Below are 22,987 nucleotides of genomic sequence, written 5' to 3' on the forward strand. Positions count from 1 at the left end.
TTCCTTCAGTCCACCTGCGCGCCGGAGCGCTTGACCAGCTCGGCCCATTTCGTGATCTCGCTGCCGGTGAAGCGCGCCAGCGCCTCGCCTTGCATCGGCTTCAGTTCCACGCCCTGCGCGGCCAGCTTGGTGCGCACCTCGGGCTGGGCCAGCGCCGCATCCGCCGCGGTGCGCAGCCGCTCCAACGTGGCCGGCGGCAGGCCGGCGGGTGCATACACCATGAACCAGGCGACCAGGTCCACGCCCGGCAGGCCCTGCTCGGCCAGCGTGGGCACGTCGGGCGCCTGGGCGCTGCGGGCCGCGCTGGTCAGACCCAGCACCCGCAGCTTGCCGCTGCGCACATGCTGCATCACCGCGGTGGGGTGGTAGAACATGAAGTCCACGTTGCCGGCCATCAGGTCGGTGAGCGCCTGCGAGCCGTCCTTGTAGGGCACGTGGATCATGCGGCCGCCCAGCTCGTTCATCAGCTCGCCGGCCAGGTGGCCGGAGGTGCCGTTGCCGGCCGAGGCGAAGGTGGCGCCCTCGGCCCGGCGCGACAGCGCGGCCAGGTCGCGCGGCACCTTGGCCGGCGAGGCGGCCGGCACCACCAGCATCAGCGGCGTGTAGCCGGCAAAGGCCACCGGCACGAACTGCTGGCGCGGGTCGTAGCGCAGGTTGCGGAACAGCGTCGCGTTGATGGCATGGGTGCCCACCGTGCCCATCACCAGCGTGCTGCCATCGGGCTGGGCGCGGGCCACCTGCTCGGTGGCGGTGGTGCCGCCGGCGCCGGGCCGGTTGTCGACCAGCACCTGCTGGCGCAGCGTGCCGGCCAGTGCGTTGCCGAACACGCGGGCCACGATGTCGGTGCTGGTGCCGGCGGCGAACGGCACCACCAGCTTGACGGGCGCGGCGCCGTCCTGGGCGGCGGCCGGCAGGCCGGCGCCCAGCGTGGCGGCCAGCACCGCCGCCTGCAGCAGGAGGTTGCGGCGGTCCATCAATCCACCCGGATGTTCTTGGCCTTGACGATGCGGCTGTAGATGCCCGCATCGCGCTTGACCCACTGCGCCATCTCGGCCCGGTCCAGCGACAACGGCTCGCAGTTCAGCTCCTTGATGCGGCGCTGCACGTCGGCATCCAGGCTGGCGGCATGCAGCACGCCGTAGAGTTTGTCCATCACCGGCGCCGGCGTGGCCGCGGGCGCCCAGATGCCGTGCCACGACATCATCGACAGGCCCGGCGCCGTCTCGGCGAAGGTGGGCACCTGCGGCATGGCCGGATGGCGCTGCGTGTCGGAGTACGCCAGCGCCTTCACCTTGCCGCTGCTGATGAGCGGATAGGCCGTGGCCATCGGCTCCAGCACCATGTCGATCTGGCCGCCGATCAGCTCGTTGATCGGCGTGGCGCGGTAGGGCACGTGCAGCATCTGCACCTTGGTCTCGTCCTTCAACCACTCCATGATCAGGTGCGACGGGCTGCCCGCGCCGTAGGAAGCGTGCGAGAGCTGGTCGGGCCTGGCCTTGGCCTGGGCCAGCACCTCCTTCAGCGTGCCGGCCTCCATCTTGGGGCTGGCGATCAGCACCAGGCCCTGGCGCATGGTGGGCGCCACCGGCACCAGGTCCTTCTCGGCATCGAAGGGCAGCTTGCCGTAGATGAACGGGTTGATGGTGAAGGCGGTGGAGACGTTGTAGAGCACCGTGTAGCCATCGGCCGGCGACTTGGCCACCGCATCGGTGGCGAGGTTGCCGGCCGAGCCGGGCTTGTTGTCCACGATCACCGGCACGCCCAGCTTGCGCGAGGCGTATTCGCCGTAGATGCGGGCGAACACGTCGGGCGGCGTGCCGGCGGCAAAGCCGACCACGATCTTCAGCGGGCGGTTGGGAAAGTCGGCGCCTGTCTGCGCAACGGCCTGCGGGGCCAGGCCGGCCAGGCCCGAGGCGGCCAGGCCGAGGGCGGACGCGATGACGCGCCGGCGGGTACTGCTCATGGTGTTGTCTCCGGTCGTTATGGGTGTGGTCGATCTATGCCGCGGCGCGCGCGGGGGCGGCGGGCCGTCGTACTGCAGCTCGCGCGTGGCCTGGTACGAGAGGGCGAACCCGATGGAGCGCTCCAGCTCCTCGTTCAGGTGGGCGATCAGGCCCGCGGTGCGCGCCAGGATGGGCACGCCCTTGAGCGCCGGCAGCGGGAAGCCGATGCCCAGCAGCACCGCCGGGATGGCCGCCGACACGTTGAGCTTGAGCGCCTTGCCCACCGCCTGCGGCAGCACCCGTTCCACGCTCTCGGCGATGTGCACGAAGCGCAGGCCGGCGCCGGCCTCCTTCGCCACGCGGAACAGCGCATCCACCCGCGGGTCACGCGCCTTGTGCAGCGGATGGCCATAGCCGGGAATCTGCCTGCCGGCCTGGCGGTACTCCGTCACCACCGCCAGCGCCACTTCGTCCAGCGCCGCATCCTCCGCACCCGCGGCGCGCTGGTCGATCTCGTGGAACAGCCGGCCGGCGGTTTCCGATGCGCCCAGGATCACCGAGCCGCAGCCCAGGATGCCCGCGGCCACCGCGCCCTGCAGCGCATCGGGCGCGGCCGCCAGCGTCATGCGGCTGGCCTGCACGCTGGGCACCAGGCCATGCTCGGCAATGGCCACCAGCGTGGCGTCCAGCACCGCGGTGGCGGCCGGCGTGGGGCGCCGGCCGGTGACCAGCAGGTGGAAGTAGTCGGTGAAGCCCACCTTGCCGATCAGCTCGCTGCACAGGTCCATGCCGCGCACGGTGATGCTGTGTTCGTCGGAGGTGCAGATGGCGGTGCGCGGCAGTGTCTCCTTGCCGATCTTCATGTCGTTCCTTTCACGTCGTTTGGAGGCGGACGTTAAGGATTGACTGCGCAGGCAGGAAGTGAAGAATTTCGATGCGGTTGATCTACGGCATCGATGGCTGCAGGCTGCGGCCCAAGGCCGCCTTGCGGATCTCGCGCGCGAAGCTCTTCACCGCCGCGCTCTGGCGCACCTCCCGCTTCCACAGCAGGCCGGGCGTGCGCATCGGCGTGGGGCTTTCCAGCGGCACGGTGCGGATGTCGGCCCGCGCCGGCACGGCGTGGCGCGAGACGATGGCCGCCAGCCCGGTGCGTGCCACCAGGTCGATCATCGGCGCGATGGTGTTCATCTCGGCGGCCACCAGCGGCTCGGCGCCGCAGCTGGCCAGGCAGGCATCCAGCATCACGCGGGTGGTGAACACCCGCGGTAGCATCACCAGCGGCTGCTTGTGCAGCTCCACCATGCGCACGCGGCGGCGGCCGGCCAGCGCATGGGCGGCGCCCACCACCAGCACCATCTCCTCGTTGTAGAGCGGCTCGAACCACAGCAGGCCGGCGTCGGTGGGCTGGTAGGCGATGCCGACGTCCAGCGTGCCTTCCAGCAGCCGCTGCGCGATGGCATCGGCCGACAGCTCGTCCACGCTGATCTTCACCGTGGGATGGCGGGCCAGGAAGGCGGCCAGGCATTCCGGCACGAAGCCCAGGTTGAAGGTGTGCGTGGCGCCGATGCGCACCTCGCCCGACAGCGCGCCGGCCGAGCGCTTGAGCTCGCCCAGGCCCTGGTCCACCTCGCGCAGCGCCTTGGAGGCATAGCCGAGGAAGGTCTCGCCCGCCTCGGTCAGCAGCACGCGGCGTCCGATGCGGTCGAACAGCTCGTGGCCCAGCTCGTCCTCCAGCTGCTTGATCTGGTGCGACAGCGTGGACTGGGTGACGTGCACCCGCTCGGCGGCACGGGTGAAGTTCAGGCACTCTGCCAGCGCGGTGAAGTAGCGCAGGTGTCGCAGTTCCATGGGTGGCGCCCGTCAGGCAATCGATGCGGTGAATGCAATTTATCGAAAAACTTCACTTCTGCGCGGGGAGGTCAATGGATATGGTGCGTCCCACAACTCCAGGAGACATGCCATGGCCGACGCATCCGATGCCGTCCACAGCCTGACCGACGAGGTGCTGGGCCGCCTGGCCGGCTGCACCGATGCCCGCTTCAAGCAGTTGATGACCGCACTGGTGACCCATCTGCACGACTTCGCGCGCGAGGTGGACCTGACGGGCGAGGAATGGATGCAGGCCATCCAGTTCCTCACCGCCGCCGGCCAGCAGTGCACCGACAAGCGGCAGGAATTCATCCTGCTGTCGGACACGCTGGGCCTGTCGATGCTGGTGGTGGCGCTGGCGCAGGCCCGCGCCAGCGGCGGCGCCCAGGGCGCCACGCCGGCCACGGAGGCCACGGTGCAGGGCCCCTACTACTGGGAGGGTGCGCCCGACCGGCCGCTGGGCTTCGACATCGGCGAAGGCGTGCCCGGCGAGCCCGCGCTGTACACCGGCCGCGTGACCGACACCGACGGCCGGCCGCTGGCCGGCGCGCTGCTGGACGTATGGTCCGGCGACGGCGAAGGCAACTACGACATGCAGATGGCCGACAACACCGAGATGCGCGCACGCGGCCGCTTCCGCACCGACGACCAGGGCCGCTTCTGGTTCTGGTCGATCCGGCCGAGCTACTACCCGATCCCGATGGACGGCCCGGTGGGCCGCATGATCGAGCGCATGGGCCGCGACCCCAACCGGCCGGGCCACATCCACATGATGGTGTCGGCCGAAGGCCATGTGCCGGTGACCACCCACCTCTTCGTGGCCGACAGCCCCTACATCGACACCGACGTGGTGTTTGGCGTGCGCGACAGCCTGATCGTGCCCTTCGAGCAGCATGAGCCCGGCACCGCGGTGGACGGCCGGCCGATGCGCAAACCGTACTGGTCGGCGCACTACGACTTCCGGCTGGCACCGGGGCCGTCCGCATGAAGCCGGTGCTGCAGACCATCGTGTGCAGCACCCGGCCGGGCCGCGTGGGCAGCGCGGTGGGCCGCTGGGCGCACGGCGTGGCCCAGGCGCACGGCGGCTTCGATGCGCAGCTGCTGGAGCTGGCCGACTTCGGCCTGCCGGTGTTCGACGAGCCGGAGCATCCGCGCACCGGCCGCTACCAGCATGAGCACACCCGGCGCTGGAGCCGCAGCGTGGCCGCGGCCGATGCCTTCGTGTTCGTGATGCCCGAGTACAACTACGCGCCGCCCTCGGCCTGGCTGAATGCGATGACCTTCCTGGTCAACGAGTGGCAGTACAAGCCGGCCGGCTTCGTCAGCTACGGCGGCGCCGGTGGCGGCGTGCGCGCGGTGCAGCTGGCGCGGCAGGTGCTCACCACCTTCAAGATGGTGCCGATGCTGGAGGCGGTCGCCTTTCCCGGCATCGCGCAGCAGCTGAAGGACGGCGAGCTGGCCGCCAGTGCCGATGCGGCCACCGCATGCCACGGCATGCTGGCCGAGCTGGAGCGCTGGGCGCGGGTGCTGCCGGAGCTCAGGCTGGCTGCCTAGGAGGCTGCGCCTTCACCCAGCTCCCGGCGCTTGAGCGCCAGGTACTCCTGCAGCGTCAGCTCATGCAACTGCTGCGGATGGCGTTCCAGCGCCGCATGGAAGCCCTGCAGCCGGCGTTCCAGCCGCTGGTCGGCCGGCAGGTCGGCGGTGCGCAGCACGGCTTCCATCGCCAGGAAGTAGCGCATGGTGTTGCGCTCGGCGATGCCCTGGATGCCGCCCACCCGCTGCGGCCGGCCCTGCTCGTCCTGGCCGGTGACGGTGAAGCCCACCTTGTTGCGACCGGCGGTCGACAGGTAGGCGGAGGTGGCCATGCGGGCCATCAGGCCCGGGCGGTAGGCATAGGTGAGCTGCACCACGGTGCGGTCGTCGGGCAGCGGCACGGCCTCGAAGCGCAGCGCATAGTCGGTGGTGCCCACCGGCCCCTGGTCGGCCACCAGCGCCATGGCCAGGCGCTGGCCGTCGGCGGCCTCGGTGCGGTGCTCGAAGGTGATGCGCTCGGCCTGGTCCACGCTGTCGGTATGGCGGCGCGCCACCGCCACCACCAGCTGCCGGCGCGGCGCCTCGCCCTGCACGCTGCAGGCCTTCACGTTGGTCTGCAGCAGCATGAGGGCGCACCAGCCTTCGGGCTGGCCCAGCGTGCGCGCCACGCGCGCGAAGGGCTGCTGCAGCACCGCCAGCACCTCGCCGCTGGGTGCGTCATCGCGGGCGCTGGCCTGCAGCAGCAGCGGCCGGCCGAAGGGGCTGCGTTCCAGCTCGGCGCGCAGCGCCTCGTGGCGCTGTGCCAGCGGCGCTGGCGTGGCCGCGCCGGCCGCGGCCGCCAGGGCCAGCAGGGCGGCGGCTGCAAGACTGCTCGTTCTCATGACGCCAGTCTGCCCAGGCGGTGGGCGCGGGCCATCGGCGGCGGCCGTGGTGGGCTGTCGGCAGCGTCCTGCATGCCGCCACATGCCGGAACGGCGATTGCCAACAGAAGGCATGTCGCAAGGACCACCATGATCTCGATGCACGGCGTGCCGTCCTCCCTGATCGCCCGCAACACCTCGTGGGTGCGCCAGGAAGCGGCCACGCTGGCGCGCAAGCTGCCCTCGAACGTGGAACGGGCCGACCTGATCCAGGCCGGCTTGATTGCGGTGGCGCAGGCCGCACTGTCCTTCGAGTTCGGCGGCAGCCACGAGACGGAGGAAGCGCGGGAGGCCTTCGTGCGCTATGCCCGCTCCCGCGTGCGCGGCGCGATGATCGACGAGCTGCGTGCGATGGACGTGCTGCCGCGGGCCGAGCGGCGCAAGATCAAGGCGGTGGACATCGCGCGTGAACGCTGGCTGGCGCTGCATGGCCGCCCGGCCACGATGGCCGAGGTGGGCGAGACCTGCGGGCTGACGGTGGAAGAGGTGGCGCAGCTCGACCAGTCGGCCGCCATGGCCCGCACCGAGAGCCTGACGCCCACCGACCCCGGCGACGACGCCCCCATGCGCACCCACCGCGAACCGGCCACGCCCCAGGAGGAAGTGGAGGCGCGGGTGGACACCGGGCTGCTGATGCAGCGGCTGGAGGCGATCTTCGCGGCGCTGCCGGAGGCCGACCGCCAGGTGATCGACGCCTACCTGGGCGTGGGCATGACGCCAGGCCAGCTGGCCGCCTCGCGGCAGCTCACGCCGTCACGCATCGCCCAGATGTACGGCGCCATCTGCCGGCGCATCGCGGTGCACATGGGCACCGCGCCGGCCCGTGCCACCGACCGCGTGGGCGGCGACGATTCGCGCGGGTTCCAGCAGCTGGTGCAGGCCCGCGAAGCCGCGCTGGAGCGTCAGCAGGCCCATGGCAACTGGGGCGCGCTGCTGCAGAACGCGCTGGGCGGCGAGGCGGTGTCCAGCAGCCGCAGCGACGACCCCGGCCGCATCGTGGTGGGACCGGGCACGCGCTGGTAGCCGGCCCGCCGCCGGCTCAGGCGGCCTGCATCGGCTGCATCGGCTGCATGGCCTGCATGGCCTGCATGGCCAGCGTGTACGAATGCAGGCGCGCGGCCGGGTCGAACATCTGGCAGGTGACCATCAGCTCGTCGGCCTGGGTGCGCTGGATGAAGGCCTGCAGCTGGCGCTGCACCGTCTGCGGCGAGCCGATGGCGCTGCACGACAGCACGTCGTCCAGCATGGCGCGCAGCGGCGGCGGCAGCGATTCCAGGTAGCCCGGCACCGGCGGCTGCAGCCGGCCCGCACGGCCGGTGCGCAGGTTGACGAAGGCCTGCTGCATGGAGGTGGCCAGCAGCTGGGCCTGCTCGTCGGTGTCGGCGGCGAACACATTGAAGCCGAGCATCACGTGCGGCTTGTCCAGGTGCTCCGACGGCCGGAAGCCGCTGCGGTACACCTCGATGGCCTGCATCATCTGCGCCGGCGCGAAGTGCGAGGCGAACGCATACGGCAGCCCCAGCATCGCGGCCAGCCGCGCGCCGAACAGGCTGGAACCGAGGATCCACACCGGCACCTTGCTGCCCCGCCCGGGCACGGCGCGCACGGTCTGCTGCGGCTCGTCGGACATCAGGTCGATCAGTTCCAGCACATCCTGCGGGAACGCATCGGGATCGGTCGCCAGGTCGCGGCGCAGCGCCCGCGAGGTGGCCTGGTCCGATCCCGGCGCGCGGCCCAGGCCCAGGTCGATGCGGCCCGGATACAGCGCCTCCAGCGTGCCGAACTGTTCGGCGATGACCAGCGGCGAATGGTTGGGCAACATGATGCCGCCCGCCCCCACCCGGATGCGCTGGGTGCCCCCGGCGATGTGCCCGATGAGCACGGCCGTGGCCGCGCTGGCGATGCCGGGCATGCCGTGGTGCTCGGCCAGCCAGTAGCGCCGATAGCCCAGCCCTTCGGCATGCTGGGCCAGCGCGAGCGAGTGGCGGAAGGAGGCAGCGGCGTCGCTGCCTTCGGTGATGGGGGGCGAGGTCGAGAACGGACAGGACGGTAGACATCTGGTGCACTTGGGGTCTCGGGTGGGAATGGCAAGTGTTGACCTTCCTGCCGGGTAAGCCGTCGGAAGTGTCTTGTTCGGCTGCCTTGTGCTGGACGGTGCGCTCCAGGTCAGGCGGATGCTTGTGCCGCGGCTGTCGGTGCTGTTCTTGTTCGGCCGCCGCGCGGGGCAGTCCGTGCGCAGCACGGACCGCGGAAGCTAAGCCGCCGGGCCTGCCCGCACCGCCCTGCGCAAACCGCACACACCCAGCAAGCCACCACGTGGCGAACCAGGCCAGAACCTGTCTAGACAAGCAGGCACCACCCTCTTGATGCGATCTTGACACCCGGCCCCCGCTTCTTGCCACCGTCTTGACACCCTGCTGCCTAGCATCGTCTTCCTCTAAGGAGGACCTCATGGACCTTGTCTATCTCGCACTGGCCGCCGCCCTCTGGCTGGCCATGCTGGCCCTGGCGCATGGCTGCCAGGCGCTGCAACCGCCGCAGGTGCAGCGGCCATGAACATGCTGTGGTACTGGGTCGCCGCCGCGCTGGCGGCCGGCCTGCTGGTCGTGCTGGTGGCCGCCCTGCTGCGGCCGGAGAAATTCTCATGAGCGGCGCCGCCTGGTTGCAACTGGCCGCCTTCCTCGCCGCCCTGCTGGCCGTGGCCTGGCCGCTGGGCCGCATGATCGATGCGGTGATGGCCGGCCGCTTTGCCATGGGCCGGCGGCTGGAGGCCCCGCTGTTCCGCCTGGCCGGCGTGCAGCCCGGGCAGGAAACCGGCTGGCTGCCCTACGCCACCGGCCTGCTGGTGTTCAACGGCCTGGGCGTGCTGGCGGTGTATGCGCTGCAGCGCCTGCAAGGCGGGCTGCCGTTCAATCCGCAAGGCCTGTCGGCGGTGTCGCCCGACTCGGCCTTCAACACCGCCATCAGCTTCGTCACCAACACCAACTGGCAGGGCTACGGTGGCGAGACCACGATGAGCCACCTCACCCAGATGGCCGGCCTGGCGGTGCAGAACTTCCTGTCCGCGGCCACCGGCATCGTGGTGGTGGTGGCGCTGGTGCGCGGCTTTGCGCGCCATGGTGCCGGCGGCATCGGCAACGTGTGGGTGGACCTCACCCGCGCCACGCTGTGGGTGCTGCTGCCCCTGTCATTCGTGCTGGCGCTGTTCATGGCCGGCCAGGGCGTGGTGCAGCACCTGGCGGCCGATGCCGTGGTGCAGCAGCCGCTGGCCGGCGGGCCGCCGCAGGTGCTGGCGGGCGGGCCGGTGGCCTCCCAGCTCGCCATCAAGATGCTGGGCACCAATGGCGGCGGCTTCTTCAATGCCAACTCGGCCCATCCCTACGAGAACCCGGACGCGCTGACCAACTTCGTGCAGATGCTGGCCATCCTGGCCATCCCGGCGGCGTTGTGCTTCGTGTTCGGCCGCATGGTGGGCGACCTGCGCCAGGGCTGGGCGGTGCTGGCCGCGATGACCCTGCTGCTGGTGCTGGCGGTGGTGGCCACCACCGCCTTCGAGCAGCAGGGCAACCCGGTGCTGGCCGGCCTGGGCGTGGACGATGCCGCCAGCACCACCCAGGCCGGCGGCAACATGGAAGGCAAGGAGCTGCGCTTCGGCATCCAGGCCTCCACGCTGTTCGCAGCCATCACCACCGCGGCCAGCTGCGGTGCGGTCAATGCCATGCACGACAGCTTCACGCCGCTGGGCGGCGCGGTGCCGCTGCTGCTGATGCAGCTGGGCGAGGTGGTGTTCGGCGGCGTGGGCTCGGGCCTGTACGGCATGCTGCTGTTCGCGGTGATGGCGGTGTTCATTGCCGGCCTGATGATCGGCCGCACGCCGGAATACCTGGGCAAGAAGATCGAGGCGCACGAGATGAAGATGGTGTCCATCGCCATCCTGGTGCCGCCGCTGCTGGTGCTGGCCGGCACCGCGCTGGCCGTGCTCACCGACGCCGGCCGCGCCGGCGTGCTCAATCCCGGCCCGCACGGCTTCACCGAGGTGCTGTACGCGCTGAGCTCGGCCGCCAACAACAACGGCAGCGCCTTCGCCGGCCTGTCGGCCAACACGCCCTTCTACAACGTGCTGCTGGCCGTGGCCATGTGGCTGGGCCGCTTCGGCGTGCTGCTGCCAGTGCTGGCCATGGCCGGCGCGCTGGCGGCCAAGAAGCGCATCGCTGCCGGCGAGGGCACGCTGCCCACGCATGGCCCGCTGTTCGTCGTGCTGCTGATCGGCACGGTGCTGCTGGTCGGGCTGCTCAACTACGTGCCGGCACTGGCACTCGGCCCGGTGGCCGAGCAGCTGCTGCTGCCGGCACGGTGAAGGACCTGTCGATGAGTCGCAAGACCCAACCCACCCTGTTCGATCCGGTGCTGCTGCGGCCGGCCCTGCTGGAGGCGCTGCGCAAGCTGGACCCGCGCGTGCAGTGGCGCAACCCCGTCATGTTCGTGGTGTACGTGGGCAGCGCCTTCACCACCGCGCTGGCCATCGCCGAGCCCGCGGCCTTCACCGCCGCGGTGGCGCTGTGGCTGTGGTTTACCGTGCTGTTCGCCAACTTCGCGGAGGCGCTGGCCGAAGGCCGCAGCAAGGCCCAGGCCGCCAGCCTGCGCGGGCTGAAGAAGACCACCTGGGCCAAGCGCCTGCAGGGCGACTGGCAGCGCAGCACCATGCCGCGCGACGCGATGCAGTGGCATCCGCTGGAGGCCGACCAGCTGCGCCAGGGCGACGTGGTGCTGGTGGAAGCCGGCGAGACGGTGCCCGCCGACGGCGAGGTGATCGACGGCGTGGCCTCGGTGGACGAGAGCGCCATCACCGGCGAATCGGCCCCGGTGATCCGCGAGTCGGGCGGCGACTTCAGCGCCGTCACCGGCGGCACGCGGGTGCTGTCCGACTGGGTGGTGGTGCGTGTCACGGTCAACCCGGGCGAGACCTTCGTCGACCGCATGATCGCGATGGTGGAGAACGCCAGCCGGCAGAAGACGCCCAACGAGATCGCGCTCACCATCCTGCTGGTGGCGCTGACGCTGGTGTTCCTGGGCGTGGTGGCCACGCTGCTGCCATTCTCGCTCTTTGGCGTGGCGGTGTCGGGCGGCGGCGGCCAGCCGGTGGGCCTGGTGGTGCTGGTGGCGCTGCTGGTGTGCCTGATCCCCACCACCATCGCGGGCCTGCTCGGCGCCATCGGCGTGGCCGGCATGAGCCGCATGCTGCAGGCCAACGTCATCGCCACTTCCGGCCGCGCGGTGGAGGCCGCCGGCGACGTGGACGTGCTGCTGCTGGACAAGACCGGCACGATCACGCTGGGCAACCGCCAGGCGCACCAGTTCATTCCCTCAACGGGCGTCACGGTGGCTGCGCTGGCCGAGGCGGCGCAGCTGGCCTCGCTGGCCGACGAGACGCCCGAGGGCCGCAGCATCGTGGTGCTGGCCCGGCAGCAGCACGGCCTGCGCGAGCACGACGGCGCGGCGCAGGGCGCCAGCTTCGTGCACTTCACCGCGCAGACCCGCATGAGCGGCGTGGACCTGCCCGCGGGCGCCGGCCTGGCGCCACGCAGCCTGCGCAAGGGCGCGGCCGACGCGCTGCGCCGCCATGTCGAATCGCTGGGCGGCAGCTTTCCGCCGGCGCTGCAGGCTGCGGTGGACGAGGTCTCGCGCCGCGGCAGCACGCCGCTGGTGGTGGCCGAGGGCGCCCGCGTGCTGGGCCTGGTGGAGCTGAAGGACGTGGTCAAGGGCGGCATCAAGGAGCGCTTTGCCGAGCTGCGCCGCATGGGCATCCAGACCGTGATGGTGACCGGCGACAACCGCCTGACCGCCGCCGCCATCGCGGCCGAGGCCGGCGTGGACGACTTCCTGGCCGAGGCCACGCCCGAGGCCAAGCTGGCGCTGATCCGCGAGCACCAGGCCGCCGGTCGGCTGGTGGCCATGACCGGCGACGGCACCAACGATGCGCCGGCCCTGGCCCAGGCCGACGTGGCGGTGGCGATGAACACCGGCACCCAGGCCGCCAAGGAGGCCGGCAACATGGTGGACCTGGACAGCAATCCCACCAAGCTGATCGAGATCGTGGAGACGGGCAAGCAGATGCTGATGACCCGCGGCGCCCTCACCACCTTCAGCATCGCCAACGACCTGGCCAAGTACTTCGCCATCGTGCCGGCCGCCTTTGTGGGCACCTGGCCGCAGCTGTCGGCACTCAACGTGATGCAGCTGGCCAGCCCGTCGTCGGCCATCCTGTCGGCGGTGGTGTTCAACGCGCTGGTGATCGTGGTGCTGATTCCGCTGGCGCTGCGCGGCGTGGCCTACCGGGCGGTGGGCGCGGCCGCGCTGCTGCGGCGCAACCTGGCCATCTACGGCCTGGGCGGCGTCGTCGTGCCCTTCATCGGCATCAAGGCCATCGACCTGCTGATCGCAGCCGCCGGCCTGGCCTGAACCCCTCACCTCCTCTTGCCATGAACCAGACTTCCCTCTCCACCCCCGGCCTGCTGCGGCCTGCGCTGGTGCTGTTCCTCGTGCTGTCGCTCGTCACCGGCATCGTCTATCCGCTGGCCGTCACCGGCGTGGCACAGGCGGCCTTTCCGGCGCAGGCCGCAGGCAGCCTGGTGCAGCGCGATGGCCGCGTCGTCGGCGCGGCGCTGGTCGGGCAGCACTTCACCGATCCGGCGCAGTTCTGGGGCCGGCCATCGGCCACCGCGCCGCAGCCCTACAACGGCGGCGCATCCGGCGGCTCCAACCTGGGCCCGCTGAACCCGGCGCTGCGCGAGGCGGTGCAGGCTCGCATTGCAGCGCTGCGCGCGGCCGATCCCGGCAACACGCAGCCGGTGCCGGTGGACCTGGTGACCGCCTCCGCCAGCGGGCTGGACCCGCACATCAGCCCCGCCGCGGCCGGTTACCAGGCGCCGCGCGTGGCGCGGCTGCGCGGCGTGCCGCTGGCGCAGGTGCAGGCCCTGGTGCAGGCCCACACCCAAGGCCGGGTGCTCGGCTTCCTGGGCGAGCCGCGGGTGAACGTGCTGGCGCTGAACCTGGCGCTGGACGAACTGGCGCGCCGCTGAGGCAGGCGGCCCGTGCGTGGGAACATGGCGCCATGAGCATGCGCAACACCACCGCCCGATGAGCCGTGCCGGTGACCCGCAGCGCCCCGATCCCGATGCCCTGCTGGCCCGGGTGCAGCGCGAGGAGGCCGGCGCCCGCCGCGGCCGGCTGAAGATCTTCTTCGGCGCCTCGGCGGGCGTCGGCAAGACCTGCGCCATGCTGCAGGCCGCCCACGCCGCGCTGGCGCAAGGCATGCCGCTGCAGGTGGGCCTGGCCGAGACCCATGGCCGCGCCGAGACCGAGGCGCTGCTGCAGGGCCTGCCGCGCCTGCCGCTGCAGGCCGTGGCCCACCGCGGCCGCACGCTGGCCGAGTTCGACCTCGATGCGGCATTGGCCTTCGCCGCCCGGCATCCGGGCGCGCTGCTGCTGCTGGACGAGCTGGCCCACAGCAATGCGCCCGGTGCCCGCCATCCCAAGCGCTGGCAGGACGTGGAGGAGCTGCTGGCCGCCGGCGTGCACGTGTGGACCACGATGAACGTGCAGCACCTGGAAAGCCTGAACGACATCGTCGGCGGCATCACCGGCGTGCGGGTGCGCGAGACGGTGCCCGACCGCCTGTTCGACCAGGCGGACGAAGTGGTGGTGGTCGACCTGCCGCCCGACGAGCTGCTGGCGCGCCTGAAGGCCGGCAAGGTGTACCTGCCGCCCCAGGCCGAGCGCGCGGCCGCCCACTTCTTCCGCAAGGGCAACCTGCTGGCGCTGCGCGAGCTGACGCTGCGCCGCGCCGCCGACCGCGTGGACGGCCAGATGCAGGCCTGGCGCCGCAGCGAGGCCGGCCCCGCCGTGTGGCCCAACCGCCCGGCGCTGCTGGCCTGCGTGGGCACCGGCCCGCAGGCCGAGGCCGTGGTGCGCAGCTGTGCCCGCCAGGCCGCGCAGATGGATGTGCCCTGGCATGCGGTGCACGTGGAAACGCCCGCGGTGCAGGCGCTGCCGGAAGCCCGCCGCCAGCAGGTGCTGCGCGTGCTGCGGCTGGCCGACGAGTTGGGCGCGGCCAGCACCACGACCCTCACCGCACCCGAGGCCGCGCCCGCGCTGGTGCGGCATGCCCGGGAGCACAACCTGGTGCGCCTGGTGCTGGGCCGGCCGGCGCGGCGGCACTGGCCCTGGCAGCCGCCGCTGGCCGCCCGCCTGGCCGCGCTGGGCCAGGAACTGGAGCTGCTGCAGGTGGCCGGGCCCGCACTGCCCGCCCCGGCCGCGATGCCGTCCAGCCCCTGGGGCGCCGCACCGGCGGCACCGCTGCGCTGGCGCGGCCATGCGGCCGCGGTGGCGGCCTGCGCCCTCACCGCGCTGCTGTCCACGCCGCTGCTGGGCCGGCTGGAGCTGAGCAACATCGTGATGCTGTTCCTGCTGGTGGTGGTGGGCGTGGCGCTGCGCTGGGGCCGCGGGCCGGCGGTGGTGGCCGCGGTGGTGGGCGTGGGCCTGTTCGACCTGCTGTTCGTCTCGCCGCGCTTCTCCTTCGCGGTGAGCGACGTGCAGTACCTGGTCACCTTCGGGGTGATGTTGGTGGTGGCGCTGGTGATCGGGCAGCTCACCGCCGGGCTGAAGGCGCAGGCCGAGGCGGCCCGCCAGCGCGAGCACCGGGTGCGCGGCCTGTACGAGATGGCGCGCGACCTCTCCGCCGCGCTGCTGCCGGAGCAGGTGGCCGAGATCGGGGCGCGCTTCCTGAAGGCCGAGTTCGATGCCGGCTCGGCGGTGCTGGCCGCCGATGCCGACGACCGCCTGGTGGTGCTGCCCGGCGCCACCGCGCAGGTGGATGCGGGCGTGGCGCAATGGGCCTTCGACCGCGCCAGCCCGGCCGGCCGCGGCACCGACACCCTGCCCGCCAGCGCCTGCCTAGTGCTGCCGCTGAAGGCGCCGATGCGCGTGCGCGGCGTGCTGGCGGTGCACACGCCCAGCCCGCATCCGCCGGGGCCGGAGCAGCGCCGGCTGCTGGAGACCTGCGCCTCGCTGCTGGCCATCTCGCTGGAGCGCATCCACTACATCGACGTGGCGCAGGCCAGCACGGTGCAGATCGAATCGGAGCGGCTGCGCAACTCGTTGCTGTCGGCCATCTCGCACGACCTGCGCACGCCGCTGTCGGCCCTGGTGGGCCTGGCCGATGCGCTGGCGCTGCAGCCGCCGCAGCCGCCCTCGGTGCAGGCGGAGATCACCCAGGCCATCCGCCAGTCGGCGCTGCGCATGGGCGCGCTGGTCAACAACCTGCTGGACATGGCCCGGCTGCAGGCCGGCGCGGTGCAGCTCAATCGCGCCTGGCAGCCGCTGGAGGAAGTGGTGGGCGCGGCGCTGGCCGGCTGCGCGCCGCTGCTGGCCGGCCGGCCCCTGGCCGTGAAGCTGGCCGAGGGGCTGCCGCTGGTGCTGCTGGATGCGGTGCTGTTCGAGCGCGTGCTGGCCAACCTGCTGGAGAACGCGGCCAAGTACACGCCCGCCGGCAGCGCCATCGAGATCGGCGCCCGGCTGGCCGACGGCCGGCTGGAGATCACCGTGGACGACCACGGCCCCGGCCTGCCCGCCGGCCGCGAGGAACAGCTGTTCGAGAAGTTCGAGCGCGGCAGCAAGGAAAGCGCTACCCCGGGCGTGGGCCTGGGCCTGGCGCTGTGCCGTGCCATCGTGCAGGCGCATGGCGGCAGCATCCACGCCGGTGCCCGGCCGGGCACCGGGCCGGACGCCCGGGGCGCCCGCTTCACCATCCGCCTGCCGCTGGGCCAGCCGCCGCAGGACGACGGCCGCGATGCCGCGCTGGCCTCCCCCCTCCGACACCACCACGCCATGACCACCGCCGAACAAGCGCCCCGCCCCCGCATCCTGGTCGTGGAGGACGAGGCCGAGATCCGCCGCGTGGTGCGCCTGGTGCTGGAAGGCGAAGGCCACGAGGTGTTCGAGGCCGACACCATCGAGCGCGGCCGCATCGAGGCCGCCACCCGGCGGCCCGACCTGCTGGTGCTGGACCTGGGCCTGCCCGATGGCGACGGCGTGGCGCTGATCCAGGCGCTGCGCGGCTGGTCGGCGCTGCCCATCATCGTGCTGTCGGCCCGCAGCGCCGAGGCCGACAAGATCGCCGCGCTGGATGCCGGCGCCGACGACTACCTGGCCAAGCCCTTCGGCGCGGGCGAACTGCTGGCGCGCGTGCGGGCCCAGCTGCGCCGCCACTACCGGCAGACGGCCGAGGGCGCCACCACCATCGCCTTCGGCGCGGTGAGCATCGACCTGGCGCGCCGCACGGTGCAGCGCGAGGGCCAGGCGCTGCACCTCACGCCCATCGAATACAAGCTGCTGACGCTGCTGGCCACCCAGCCCGACCGCGTGCTGACGCACCAGCAGCTGCTCAAGGCCGTGTGGGGCCCCGGCCATGCGCAGGACACCCACTATGTCCGGGTGCACATGGCCAACCTGCGCAAGAAGGTGGAGGCCGATCCGTCGATGCCGGCCCACCTCGTCACCGAGGCCGGCATCGGCTACCGCTTCCTGCCCTGAGGCCGCTGCCTCAGCTGGCGCCGGCCATCAGGCCGTCCACCTGCGCGGCCAGCGCCGCCAGCTCGAAGGGCTTGGTCAGCACCTGCAGGCCCGGCTGCGGCTGCAGGCCGCCGAACACCGCGTTTTCCGCATAGCCGGTGATGAACAGCACCTTCAACGCCGGCCGCAGCGCCTGCGCGGCATCGGCCAGCTCGCGGCCGTTCATGCCGCCGGGCAGGCCCACGTCGGTCACCATCAGGTGGATGGCGGCGTCGGAACGCAGCAGCTGCAGGGCGGCGGCGGCCTCGGGCGCCTGCAGCACGTGGTAGCCCATCTCCTCCACCACCTCGGCCACCAGGCCGCGCACCGGGGCGTCGTCGTCCACCACCAGCACCGTGCGGCCGCCGCGGGCGCGCGGCATCGGCTGCGCCTCGGCGGGCGCCGGATCGTCGGCGGCCAGGCCCTCGTGCCGCGGCAGGTACAGGCACACGCGGGTGCCCTGGCCCACGCTGGAGCGGATCTCCACGCCGCCGCCCGACTGCTTGGCGAAGCCGTAGATCATCGACAGGCCCAGGCCGGTGCCCATGCCCATCGGCTTGGTGGTGAAGAAGGGCTCGAAGGCACGGGCCACCACGTCCGGCGGCATGCCCATGCCGTCGTCCGCCACGCTCAGGCACACATAGGCGCCCGGTGCCACGTCGGCGCCCGACGGCTCGCCCGGCAGCACGTGGCGGTTGGCCGTGGTGATGGTCAGCGTGCCGCCGCCGGGCATCGCGTCGCGCGCGTTGATGCACAGGTTGAGCAGCGCGTTCTCCACCTGGTGCGGGTCGGCCAGCGTGGTCCACAGCTCGGGGCCCAGCACCACCCGCAGCGTGATGCCGGGGCCCAGCGCGCGGCGCACCAGCTCCTCCATGCCCACCACCAGCCGGTTCACCGACAGCGCCTTGGGCGCCAGCGTCTGCCGCCGTGCGAAGGCCAGCAGGCGGTGGGTGAGCGCGGCGGCGCGGCGGGCCGCGCCCAGGCCCATGGTCACCAGCCGGTCGATGTCCTGCAGCCGGCCCTCGGCCACGCGGCGGCGCAGCAGCTCCAGGCTGCCGGTGATGCCGGCCAGCAGGTTGTTGAAGTCGTGCGCCACGCCGCCGGTGAGCTGGCCGATGGCCTCCAGCTTCTGCGACTGGCGCAGCTGCTCCTGCGAAGCCGCCAGCGCGGCCGCCTGGGCCTCCACCTCGGTCACGTTGCGGCCCACGGCATTGATCAGCCCGTCGGCGGAGCGGGTGTTCCATTCGATGTGGCGGTAGCTGCCGTCGCGGTGGCGGTAGCGGTTGCGCAGCGCCACCAGCGGCCGCCCCTGCGAGGCGGCCTGCGCCCCTTCGCGCGTCGGGGCCACGTCGTCGGGGTGGATCAGCTCGAACACCGAGTGGCCGACGAGCTGCTCCGGCGTCCAGCCCAGCAGGTCGGTCCAGGCCGGGTTCACCGCCACCATCTCGCCGTCGAAGCGGCAGCGCAGCATCAGGTCGGAGGACAGCGTCCACAACGCATTGCGGTCGCGGGTGCGCTCCTCCACCCGCGCCGCCAGCTCGCGCGTGAGGGCCCGCAGGTCGGCCTCGGCCGCGTCGCGCCGCTGCTCGGCCAGCACGCGGTCGGTGATCTCGCTGCCCTGGTTCAGCAGACCGACGATGGCGCCGCTCTCGTCGCGGATGGGCGTGGCGGTGAAATCCCACCAGGTGTCCACCCGGCGGCCATGGCGCTCGATGGGCAGCGGCACCCGCTGCTGCTGCATGCCGCGGCCGGTGCGCAGCACCTCGAAGAAGGCGGGCGACACCGCCTCCCAGGCGCTGCCCCACACCTGCGCCACCGGACGGCCCAGGGCCCAGGGATGGCGCTCGCCCATCGACGGGATGTAGGCGTCGTTGTAGAGCATGCGCAGCTCCGGCCCCCACAGCACCGTGCCCAGCATCGGCGAGTTGAGGCAGGCGGCCACCATGCTGCGCAGCGCCGGCGGCCAGCCGGCCACCGGGCCCAGCGGATGGGCGACCCAGTCCATGCCGCGCATCAGCCTGCCCACTTCGCCGCCGTCGCTCAGGAAGATCGAGGGGTCGGGGCGGGACGGCGGGCTCATGCGGGCCGATTCTGCCCGGCCCGGCCCGGCGCGCGGCTCACAGCAGCTCGTTGAGCAGGTAGAAGGTGTTGTCCTTCAGCTTGTGCCAGGTGCCGCGGCGGGTCCAGGTCTCGAGGTCGATCTCGACGGCGCGCTGCGCATAGCGCTCGAAGATGGCGTCCAGCCGCTCGGCCAGCGCGCGGTCGGCGATGGACAGGCTGATCTCGTCGTTGATCTCGAAGCTGCGGTCGTCGAAGTTGCTGGAGCCGATGGCGCACCATGCGCCGTCCACCGTCATGATCTTCTGGTGCAGCAGCGTGTGCGGGTACTCGAACAGCCGCACGCCGCAGCGCAGCAGCTTCTCGAAGTTGCGGTGGCCGGCATGCTGCACCATGGGGTTGTCGGAGCCGCTGGTCGAAGGCATCAGCACCCGCACGTCCACGCCGCGCTTGACGGCCGAGCCGAAGGCGTCGATGGCTTCCGGCTCCGGGATGAAGTAGGGGTTCTGGATCCACAGCCGCTTGCGCGCCAGGCAGATGGCGGTGTGATGCAGGATCTTCACCGCGGGCGACGAGTTCTCCGGCTTGGCGTACACCGCATGGATGGTGAGGTCGCCGGCCGGCTGCAGGGGCGGGAACACCGCCTCGCCCACGAAGAGCTCACCGGTCTCGCCGGCCCAGTTCTCGCTGAAGGCGCCCTGCAGGCTGTGCACGATGGGGCCGTGCAGGTGCAGGCTCACGTCGGCGAAGTGCTGGCCGTCCTCCGCGTCGCCCAGCCAGTCGTCCACGATGCAGTGGCCGCCCACGAAGGCCTCGCGGCCGTCGAGGATGACGATCTTGCGGTGGTCGCGGTCGTTGAACACGCCGATGTTGCGCAGCGCCCGCTTGTGGAAGAAGGTGACGCGGCAGCCCGCCTCGCGCATGGCGTCCACCACCTCCTTGCCGGCGTTCTTGGAGCCCTGCGCATCCAGCAGCACCCGCACCTTCAGGCCGGCGCGGGCCCGCTCGGCCAGCGCGGCGGCCAGGCGCCGGCCGAGCACGCCGTCCTTCCACAGGAAGGTCTCGAAGTGCACCGACTTCTGCGCCGCGGCGATGCGCGCGAGCAGCACGTCGAAGAAGGCGCCGTTCTCATGCACCTCCACGCGGTTGCCGGGCAGCGCGGTGCCCAGCGTCAGGCCGGCCAGCGTGGGCATCAACTCGTCGATGGGGCTGTCGCATTCGATCTTCAGCGAAGGATCGCGGTGGCGGCGTATCGACCAGATCACCAGCAGCTGCACCACCACCATGGCGGCCAGCAGACCACCCCAGAACGCACCACCCATGCCCGCCTCCGCCGGTTGTTTGCCACCCGGCTTGCAACTGGCGAGCCCGCGCCGCGGAGGGGCCCCTTGTTACGGGGCGCGGCCGGCGCGTCCGCCGCCAGGGAACGGCAGCACCCTGGCACCCGCGGGCCCGGGCGCGGCATTGCGCAGCACCACCAGGCGCGACAGGCCGAACAGGTTCACCGGCTTGACGGACAGCACCTGCCAGTCATGCGCCAGGATGTGCTCGTCGTAGCGGAAATCGGAGCGGAAGCCCACGTGGTCGGCCAGCGACCGCACGGCCCGCTCCATCAGCCACCAGAAGCGGCTGCCGCTGAAATGGTTGACCACCAGCACCGTGCCGTCGGGCTTGCACACGCGGCGGATCTCGCGCACCAGCCGCGCCGGATCGGGTGTGACCGACAGCACGTAGGGCACGGTGACGCAGTCGAAGCTGGCATCGTCGAACGGCATGTGCTCGGCGTCGATGCGGTGCAGCTCCACCCGGCGGCCGGGCAGCGCGGCGGCGCGCTGGCGGGCGCGGGCCAGCATGTCGGCCGACACGTCGATGCCCACCACCTGCGTCGCCGCGGGATAGTGGGCCAGCGTCAGGCCGGTGCCCACGCCCACCTCCAGCAGCCGCGCGGGCTGCAGCGCCGCGGCGGCGCTGCACATCGCGCGGCGGCCGGGCGCCAGCACCTGGCCGAACATCAGGTCGTACAGGCCGGCCATGCGGTCGTAGGTGCGCTCCACCCCGGTCGCCGCGGGCGGGTCGAGCCGCGCGGCGGCAGGCGCAGGCGGGGCAGCGGGCTCGTGCAGGCGGTTGTCGCCGGGTGATGTCATCGGCACGGCTCCCAGAGGTGTGGGCAGCGCGGTTGCAAGCCGCATTCCCGGGAAATTTTCCCTGTTGCAGGCTGCAGCGCTTGGTTAGTTTGGCCTCCCACAGCACCACGACGGAGACTGACCGATGCCGCAAGCTCTTCCCACCGCGCGCCTGGCGGCCTGCCTGCTGGCCGGCGCCCTGGCCTGCGCCGGCGCTGCCGCGCAGGGCACGGCCTACGTGTCCAGCGAGAAGGACGATGCGCTGACGCTGATCGACCTGGGCACGCTCACCGTCAAGGGCACGGTGCCCACCTGCAAGCGCGGGCGCCACATGATGCTCACGCCGCAGCGCCAGCTGCTGGTGGCCTGCACCGACAGCAATGCGGCCGACCTGATCGACCCGGCCAGCAACAAGTCGGTGCGGCGCATTCCGCTGGGCGACGAGCCGGAGGCCTTCGACCTCTCGCCCGACGGCAGGACGATCTACGTGTCGAACGAGGACGACGGCGAGGCCAGCTTCATCGACTTCGCCAGCGGCAAGAAGCTCAAGTCGGTGAAGGTGGGCGGCGAGCCCGAGGGTGTGAAGGTGAGTGCCGACGGCAAGCTGGTGTACGTCACCTCCGAGGTGGCCAACCTCGTGCATGCGATCGACGTGGCCAGCGGCAAGATCGTCAAGAACATCAAGGCGGGCAAGCGGCCGCGGCGCATGGCCTTCACGCCCGACGGCCAGCAGCTGTGGATCACCAACGAGCTGGATGCGACGGTGAGCATCGTGTCCACCGCCACGCACGAGGTGACGCACACGCTGAAGTTCGAGGTCAAAGGCGCGCGGGCCGAGGACATCACGCCGGTGGGCATCCAGATGAGCGCGGACGGCAAGCGGGCCTTCGTGGCGCTGGGCCGGGCCAACCACGTGGCCTTCGTGGACGTGGCGGCGCGCAAGGTGACCGACCTGGTGCTGGTGGGCAAGCGGGCGTGGAACGTCACGCTGGACAAGGCCGGGCAGCGGCTCTACGTCGTCAATGGCCTGAGCGACGACGTGACGGTGGTGGACGTGGCCGCGGCCAAGGCCGTCAGGAGCATTCCGGTGGGGCGGGTGCCCTATGGCCTGGTGATCGTGGAGTGAATCCGGCGCAGCCATAAGAAAAGCCCGCGGCCATCTCTGGCGGCGGGCTCGGCTTCCGGACATCGCCGGCCCCTCGGGGTGGCGGATGACGGCTTCTTTGCGCAGGGGTACGAGTTCCCTGGATTCGCCTCAATCTTGGCGGCGGTTTTGCGCTTCGGACGAGCGGAGTATAGGCCGTATCCCGACAAAATGCTGCGCCGCACAAGCCGGAATTGTTTGCAGATGCAACCATCGTCGTCCCCAGGCCCGCGCGGTCAACAGTAACCGCCTGACGGGCTCGCCAGCCGCCGGACCTGCCGCTACCCTGCCGGCCATGTTCACATGGCGCGTCCTTGAAGAGTCCGACTCCATGCAGCCGCAGGTGCTGCGGGCCTGGCAGGCGCGCCTGGAGGCCCGCGCCGACTGGCTGGCCCGCAAGTACGAGCAGAACCCCACGGTGCGCCAGGGCGTGGCGCTGGCCGCGCAGCGCCGCCTGCTGGCCGAGATGGGCGAGGCCGCCCGCGCCGGCGAACAGCGCGAAGCCGACCTGCAGCACCGGCTGTCCTCGCTGCGCATCGGCCTGGCCGCCGCCGGGCTGCTGGACGACCACTGACGACTAGTAGTGCGGCGGCAGCTCGTCGCGCAGGCTGCGCAACGGCATCGCATCGGGCGCCGGCTGCTCCCGCCGCAGCTGGGCCACCTCGCGCAGCAGCAGGTCGATCTGGGCCTGCTGGCGCACCACGATGTCGTTCAGGCGGTCCAGCAGGTCCTCGGTGAAGCTGGCCTTGATCTCCAGCTCGGTCAGTCGGTCGTCGTCGGTGGACATGG

General features: G+C 71.9%; 18 protein-coding genes and 3 pseudogenes. 11 read left to right on the plus strand and 10 right to left on the minus strand.

Translation table 11 applies throughout. The features are described 5' to 3' along the window. Positions 1-5: 5 nt before the first annotated feature. The 4 genes and pseudogenes from LRS14_RS26055 to LRS14_RS26070 form a co-directional block, all read right to left on the minus strand. On the minus strand, positions 6-974 hold the full coding sequence (locus LRS14_RS26055) for a tripartite tricarboxylate transporter substrate binding protein (protein ID WP_257801674.1): 969 nt from the start codon (positions 972-974) through the stop codon (positions 6-8). After that, on the minus strand, positions 974-1,963 hold the full coding sequence (locus tag LRS14_RS26060; protein WP_046113657.1) for a tripartite tricarboxylate transporter substrate binding protein: 990 nt from the start codon (positions 1,961-1,963) through the stop codon (positions 974-976). The genes LRS14_RS26055 and LRS14_RS26060 overlap by 1 nt, the downstream gene beginning before the upstream one ends. Before the next feature lie 54 nt (positions 1,964-2,017). After that, a pseudogene (locus tag LRS14_RS26065) lies at positions 2,018-2,806 on the minus strand (citryl-CoA lyase); the annotation flags it as partial. Positions 2,807-2,888: 82 nt separating this feature from the next. Next, a complete protein-coding gene (locus LRS14_RS26070) occupies positions 2,889-3,791 on the minus strand; it encodes a LysR substrate-binding domain-containing protein (protein WP_046113655.1) in 903 nt (300 codons plus the stop codon). Between the two features lie 112 nt (positions 3,792-3,903). Here LRS14_RS26070 and LRS14_RS26075 point away from each other — a divergent pair, with 112 nt between their 5' ends. Continuing rightward, complete coding sequence (locus LRS14_RS26075) at positions 3,904-4,800, plus strand: intradiol ring-cleavage dioxygenase (RefSeq protein WP_046113654.1); 897 nt, start codon at positions 3,904-3,906, stop codon at positions 4,798-4,800. Further along, positions 4,797-5,366 (plus strand): NADPH-dependent FMN reductase, encoded by a 570-nt coding sequence (locus LRS14_RS26080; protein ID WP_046113653.1) that lies wholly within the window; start codon positions 4,797-4,799, stop codon positions 5,364-5,366. Before LRS14_RS26075 ends, LRS14_RS26080 begins: the two co-directional genes overlap by 4 nt. Here LRS14_RS26080 and LRS14_RS26085 read toward each other — a convergent pair. Further along, positions 5,363-6,226 carry a hypothetical protein gene (locus LRS14_RS26085; protein WP_257801675.1) on the minus strand — a complete coding sequence of 288 codons (864 nt, stop codon included), beginning with the start codon at positions 6,224-6,226 and terminating at the stop codon, positions 5,363-5,365. The two genes, LRS14_RS26080 and LRS14_RS26085, sit on opposite strands and share 4 nt — an antisense overlap. Before the next feature lie 129 nt (positions 6,227-6,355). Between LRS14_RS26085 and LRS14_RS26090 the strand changes: the two genes are divergently transcribed. Continuing rightward, entirely contained in the window at positions 6,356-7,288 is a 933-nt protein-coding gene (locus LRS14_RS26090) for a sigma-70 family RNA polymerase sigma factor (protein WP_257801676.1), read from the plus strand. 16 nt (positions 7,289-7,304) lie between these two features. On the opposite strand, the gene LRS14_RS26095 is transcribed toward LRS14_RS26090, so the two are convergent. Beyond that, a complete protein-coding gene (locus LRS14_RS26095; protein WP_257802229.1) occupies positions 7,305-8,285 on the minus strand; it encodes an LLM class flavin-dependent oxidoreductase in 981 nt (326 codons plus the stop codon). A gap of 532 nt (positions 8,286-8,817) precedes the next feature. Between LRS14_RS26095 and kdpF the strand changes: the two genes are divergently transcribed. From kdpF to LRS14_RS30815, 6 genes and pseudogenes are all read left to right on the plus strand, one after another. Next, a complete protein-coding gene (gene kdpF / locus LRS14_RS26100; protein WP_083440609.1) occupies positions 8,818-8,913 on the plus strand; it encodes a K(+)-transporting ATPase subunit F in 96 nt (31 codons plus the stop codon). Further along, positions 8,910-10,622, plus strand: coding sequence for a potassium-transporting ATPase subunit KdpA (kdpA, locus tag LRS14_RS26105; RefSeq protein ID WP_046113649.1), 1,713 nt, complete (start codon positions 8,910-8,912; stop codon positions 10,620-10,622). Before kdpF ends, kdpA begins: the two co-directional genes overlap by 4 nt. Before the next feature lie 11 nt (positions 10,623-10,633). Beyond that, positions 10,634-12,724, plus strand: coding sequence for a potassium-transporting ATPase subunit KdpB (gene kdpB / locus LRS14_RS26110; RefSeq protein WP_257801677.1), 2,091 nt, complete (start codon positions 10,634-10,636; stop codon positions 12,722-12,724). A gap of 20 nt (positions 12,725-12,744) precedes the next feature. Further along, positions 12,745-13,344 carry a potassium-transporting ATPase subunit KdpC gene (gene kdpC / locus LRS14_RS26115; RefSeq protein WP_257801678.1) on the plus strand — a complete coding sequence of 200 codons (600 nt, stop codon included), beginning with the start codon at positions 12,745-12,747 and terminating at the stop codon, positions 13,342-13,344. Positions 13,345-13,402: 58 nt separating this feature from the next. Continuing rightward, a pseudogene (locus LRS14_RS26120) lies at positions 13,403-16,123 on the plus strand (DUF4118 domain-containing protein); the annotation flags it as partial. Positions 16,124-16,195: 72 nt separating this feature from the next. Continuing rightward, a pseudogene (locus LRS14_RS30815) lies at positions 16,196-16,855 on the plus strand (response regulator); the annotation flags it as partial. A gap of 10 nt (positions 16,856-16,865) precedes the next feature. Here LRS14_RS30815 and LRS14_RS26130 read toward each other — a convergent pair. The 3 genes from LRS14_RS26130 to LRS14_RS26140 form a co-directional block, all read right to left on the minus strand. Then, the gene (locus LRS14_RS26130; RefSeq protein ID WP_257801679.1) at positions 16,866-18,953 is read right to left on the minus strand and encodes a PAS domain-containing sensor histidine kinase; all 2,088 of its coding nucleotides are present in this window, start codon (positions 18,951-18,953) and stop codon (positions 16,866-16,868) included. 37 nt (positions 18,954-18,990) lie between these two features. Next, complete coding sequence (locus LRS14_RS26135) at positions 18,991-20,253, minus strand: phosphatidylserine/phosphatidylglycerophosphate/cardiolipin synthase family protein (protein WP_052736344.1); 1,263 nt, start codon at positions 20,251-20,253, stop codon at positions 18,991-18,993. A 69-nt stretch (positions 20,254-20,322) separates the two neighbouring features. Further along, positions 20,323-21,075, minus strand: coding sequence for a class I SAM-dependent methyltransferase (locus LRS14_RS26140; RefSeq protein WP_257801680.1), 753 nt, complete (start codon positions 21,073-21,075; stop codon positions 20,323-20,325). A gap of 124 nt (positions 21,076-21,199) precedes the next feature. On the opposite strand from LRS14_RS26140, the gene LRS14_RS26145 reads away from it, so the two are divergent. Continuing rightward, positions 21,200-22,180 (plus strand): PQQ-dependent catabolism-associated beta-propeller protein, encoded by a 981-nt coding sequence (locus tag LRS14_RS26145; RefSeq protein ID WP_257801681.1) that lies wholly within the window; start codon positions 21,200-21,202, stop codon positions 22,178-22,180. A 313-nt stretch (positions 22,181-22,493) separates the two neighbouring features. Next, a complete protein-coding gene (locus LRS14_RS26150; RefSeq protein ID WP_157039839.1) occupies positions 22,494-22,772 on the plus strand; it encodes a hypothetical protein in 279 nt (92 codons plus the stop codon). 3 nt (positions 22,773-22,775) lie between these two features. On the opposite strand, the gene LRS14_RS26155 is transcribed toward LRS14_RS26150, so the two are convergent. Continuing rightward, positions 22,776-22,985, minus strand: a complete 210-nt coding sequence (locus LRS14_RS26155; protein ID WP_046116116.1) for a SlyX family protein — start codon at positions 22,983-22,985, stop codon at positions 22,776-22,778. Positions 22,986-22,987: the final 2 nt, after the last annotated feature.

It is taken from the genome of Aquincola sp. J276 (genome assembly GCF_024700035.1).
In the GTDB taxonomy this organism is placed as follows: Bacteria; Pseudomonadota; Gammaproteobacteria; order Burkholderiales; family Burkholderiaceae_C; genus Aquincola; species Aquincola tertiaricarbonis.

What these genes read in the sequence shown, in the direction of transcription:
- LRS14_RS26145 (WP_257801681.1), top strand. Translation starts at nt 21,200, where the DNA reads ATGCCGCAAGCTCTTCCCACCGCGCGCCTGGCGGCCTGCCTGCTGGCC.
- LRS14_RS26135 (WP_052736344.1), bottom strand. Translation starts at nt 20,253, where the DNA reads ATGGGTGGTGCGTTCTGGGGTGGTCTGCTGGCCGCCATGGTGGTGGTG.
- LRS14_RS26140 (WP_257801680.1), bottom strand. Translation starts at nt 21,075, where the DNA reads ATGACATCACCCGGCGACAACCGCCTGCACGAGCCCGCTGCCCCGCCT.
- kdpA (WP_046113649.1), top strand. Translation starts at nt 8,910, where the DNA reads ATGAGCGGCGCCGCCTGGTTGCAACTGGCCGCCTTCCTCGCCGCCCTG.
- LRS14_RS26060 (WP_046113657.1), bottom strand. Translation starts at nt 1,963, where the DNA reads ATGAGCAGTACCCGCCGGCGCGTCATCGCGTCCGCCCTCGGCCTGGCC.
- LRS14_RS26085 (WP_257801675.1), bottom strand. Translation starts at nt 6,226, where the DNA reads ATGAGAACGAGCAGTCTTGCAGCCGCCGCCCTGCTGGCCCTGGCGGCC.
- LRS14_RS26070 (WP_046113655.1), bottom strand. Translation starts at nt 3,791, where the DNA reads ATGGAACTGCGACACCTGCGCTACTTCACCGCGCTGGCAGAGTGCCTG.
- kdpF (WP_083440609.1), top strand. Translation starts at nt 8,818, where the DNA reads ATGAACATGCTGTGGTACTGGGTCGCCGCCGCGCTGGCGGCCGGCCTG.
- LRS14_RS26080 (WP_046113653.1), top strand. Translation starts at nt 4,797, where the DNA reads ATGAAGCCGGTGCTGCAGACCATCGTGTGCAGCACCCGGCCGGGCCGC.
- LRS14_RS26075 (WP_046113654.1), top strand. Translation starts at nt 3,904, where the DNA reads ATGGCCGACGCATCCGATGCCGTCCACAGCCTGACCGACGAGGTGCTG.
- kdpC (WP_257801678.1), top strand. Translation starts at nt 12,745, where the DNA reads ATGAACCAGACTTCCCTCTCCACCCCCGGCCTGCTGCGGCCTGCGCTG.
- LRS14_RS26150 (WP_157039839.1), top strand. Translation starts at nt 22,494, where the DNA reads ATGTTCACATGGCGCGTCCTTGAAGAGTCCGACTCCATGCAGCCGCAG.
- LRS14_RS26055 (WP_257801674.1), bottom strand. Translation starts at nt 974, where the DNA reads ATGGACCGCCGCAACCTCCTGCTGCAGGCGGCGGTGCTGGCCGCCACG.
- LRS14_RS26155 (WP_046116116.1), bottom strand. Translation starts at nt 22,985, where the DNA reads ATGTCCACCGACGACGACCGACTGACCGAGCTGGAGATCAAGGCCAGC.
- LRS14_RS26130 (WP_257801679.1), bottom strand. Translation starts at nt 18,953, where the DNA reads ATGAGCCCGCCGTCCCGCCCCGACCCCTCGATCTTCCTGAGCGACGGC.
- LRS14_RS26090 (WP_257801676.1), top strand. Translation starts at nt 6,356, where the DNA reads ATGATCTCGATGCACGGCGTGCCGTCCTCCCTGATCGCCCGCAACACC.
- kdpB (WP_257801677.1), top strand. Translation starts at nt 10,634, where the DNA reads ATGAGTCGCAAGACCCAACCCACCCTGTTCGATCCGGTGCTGCTGCGG.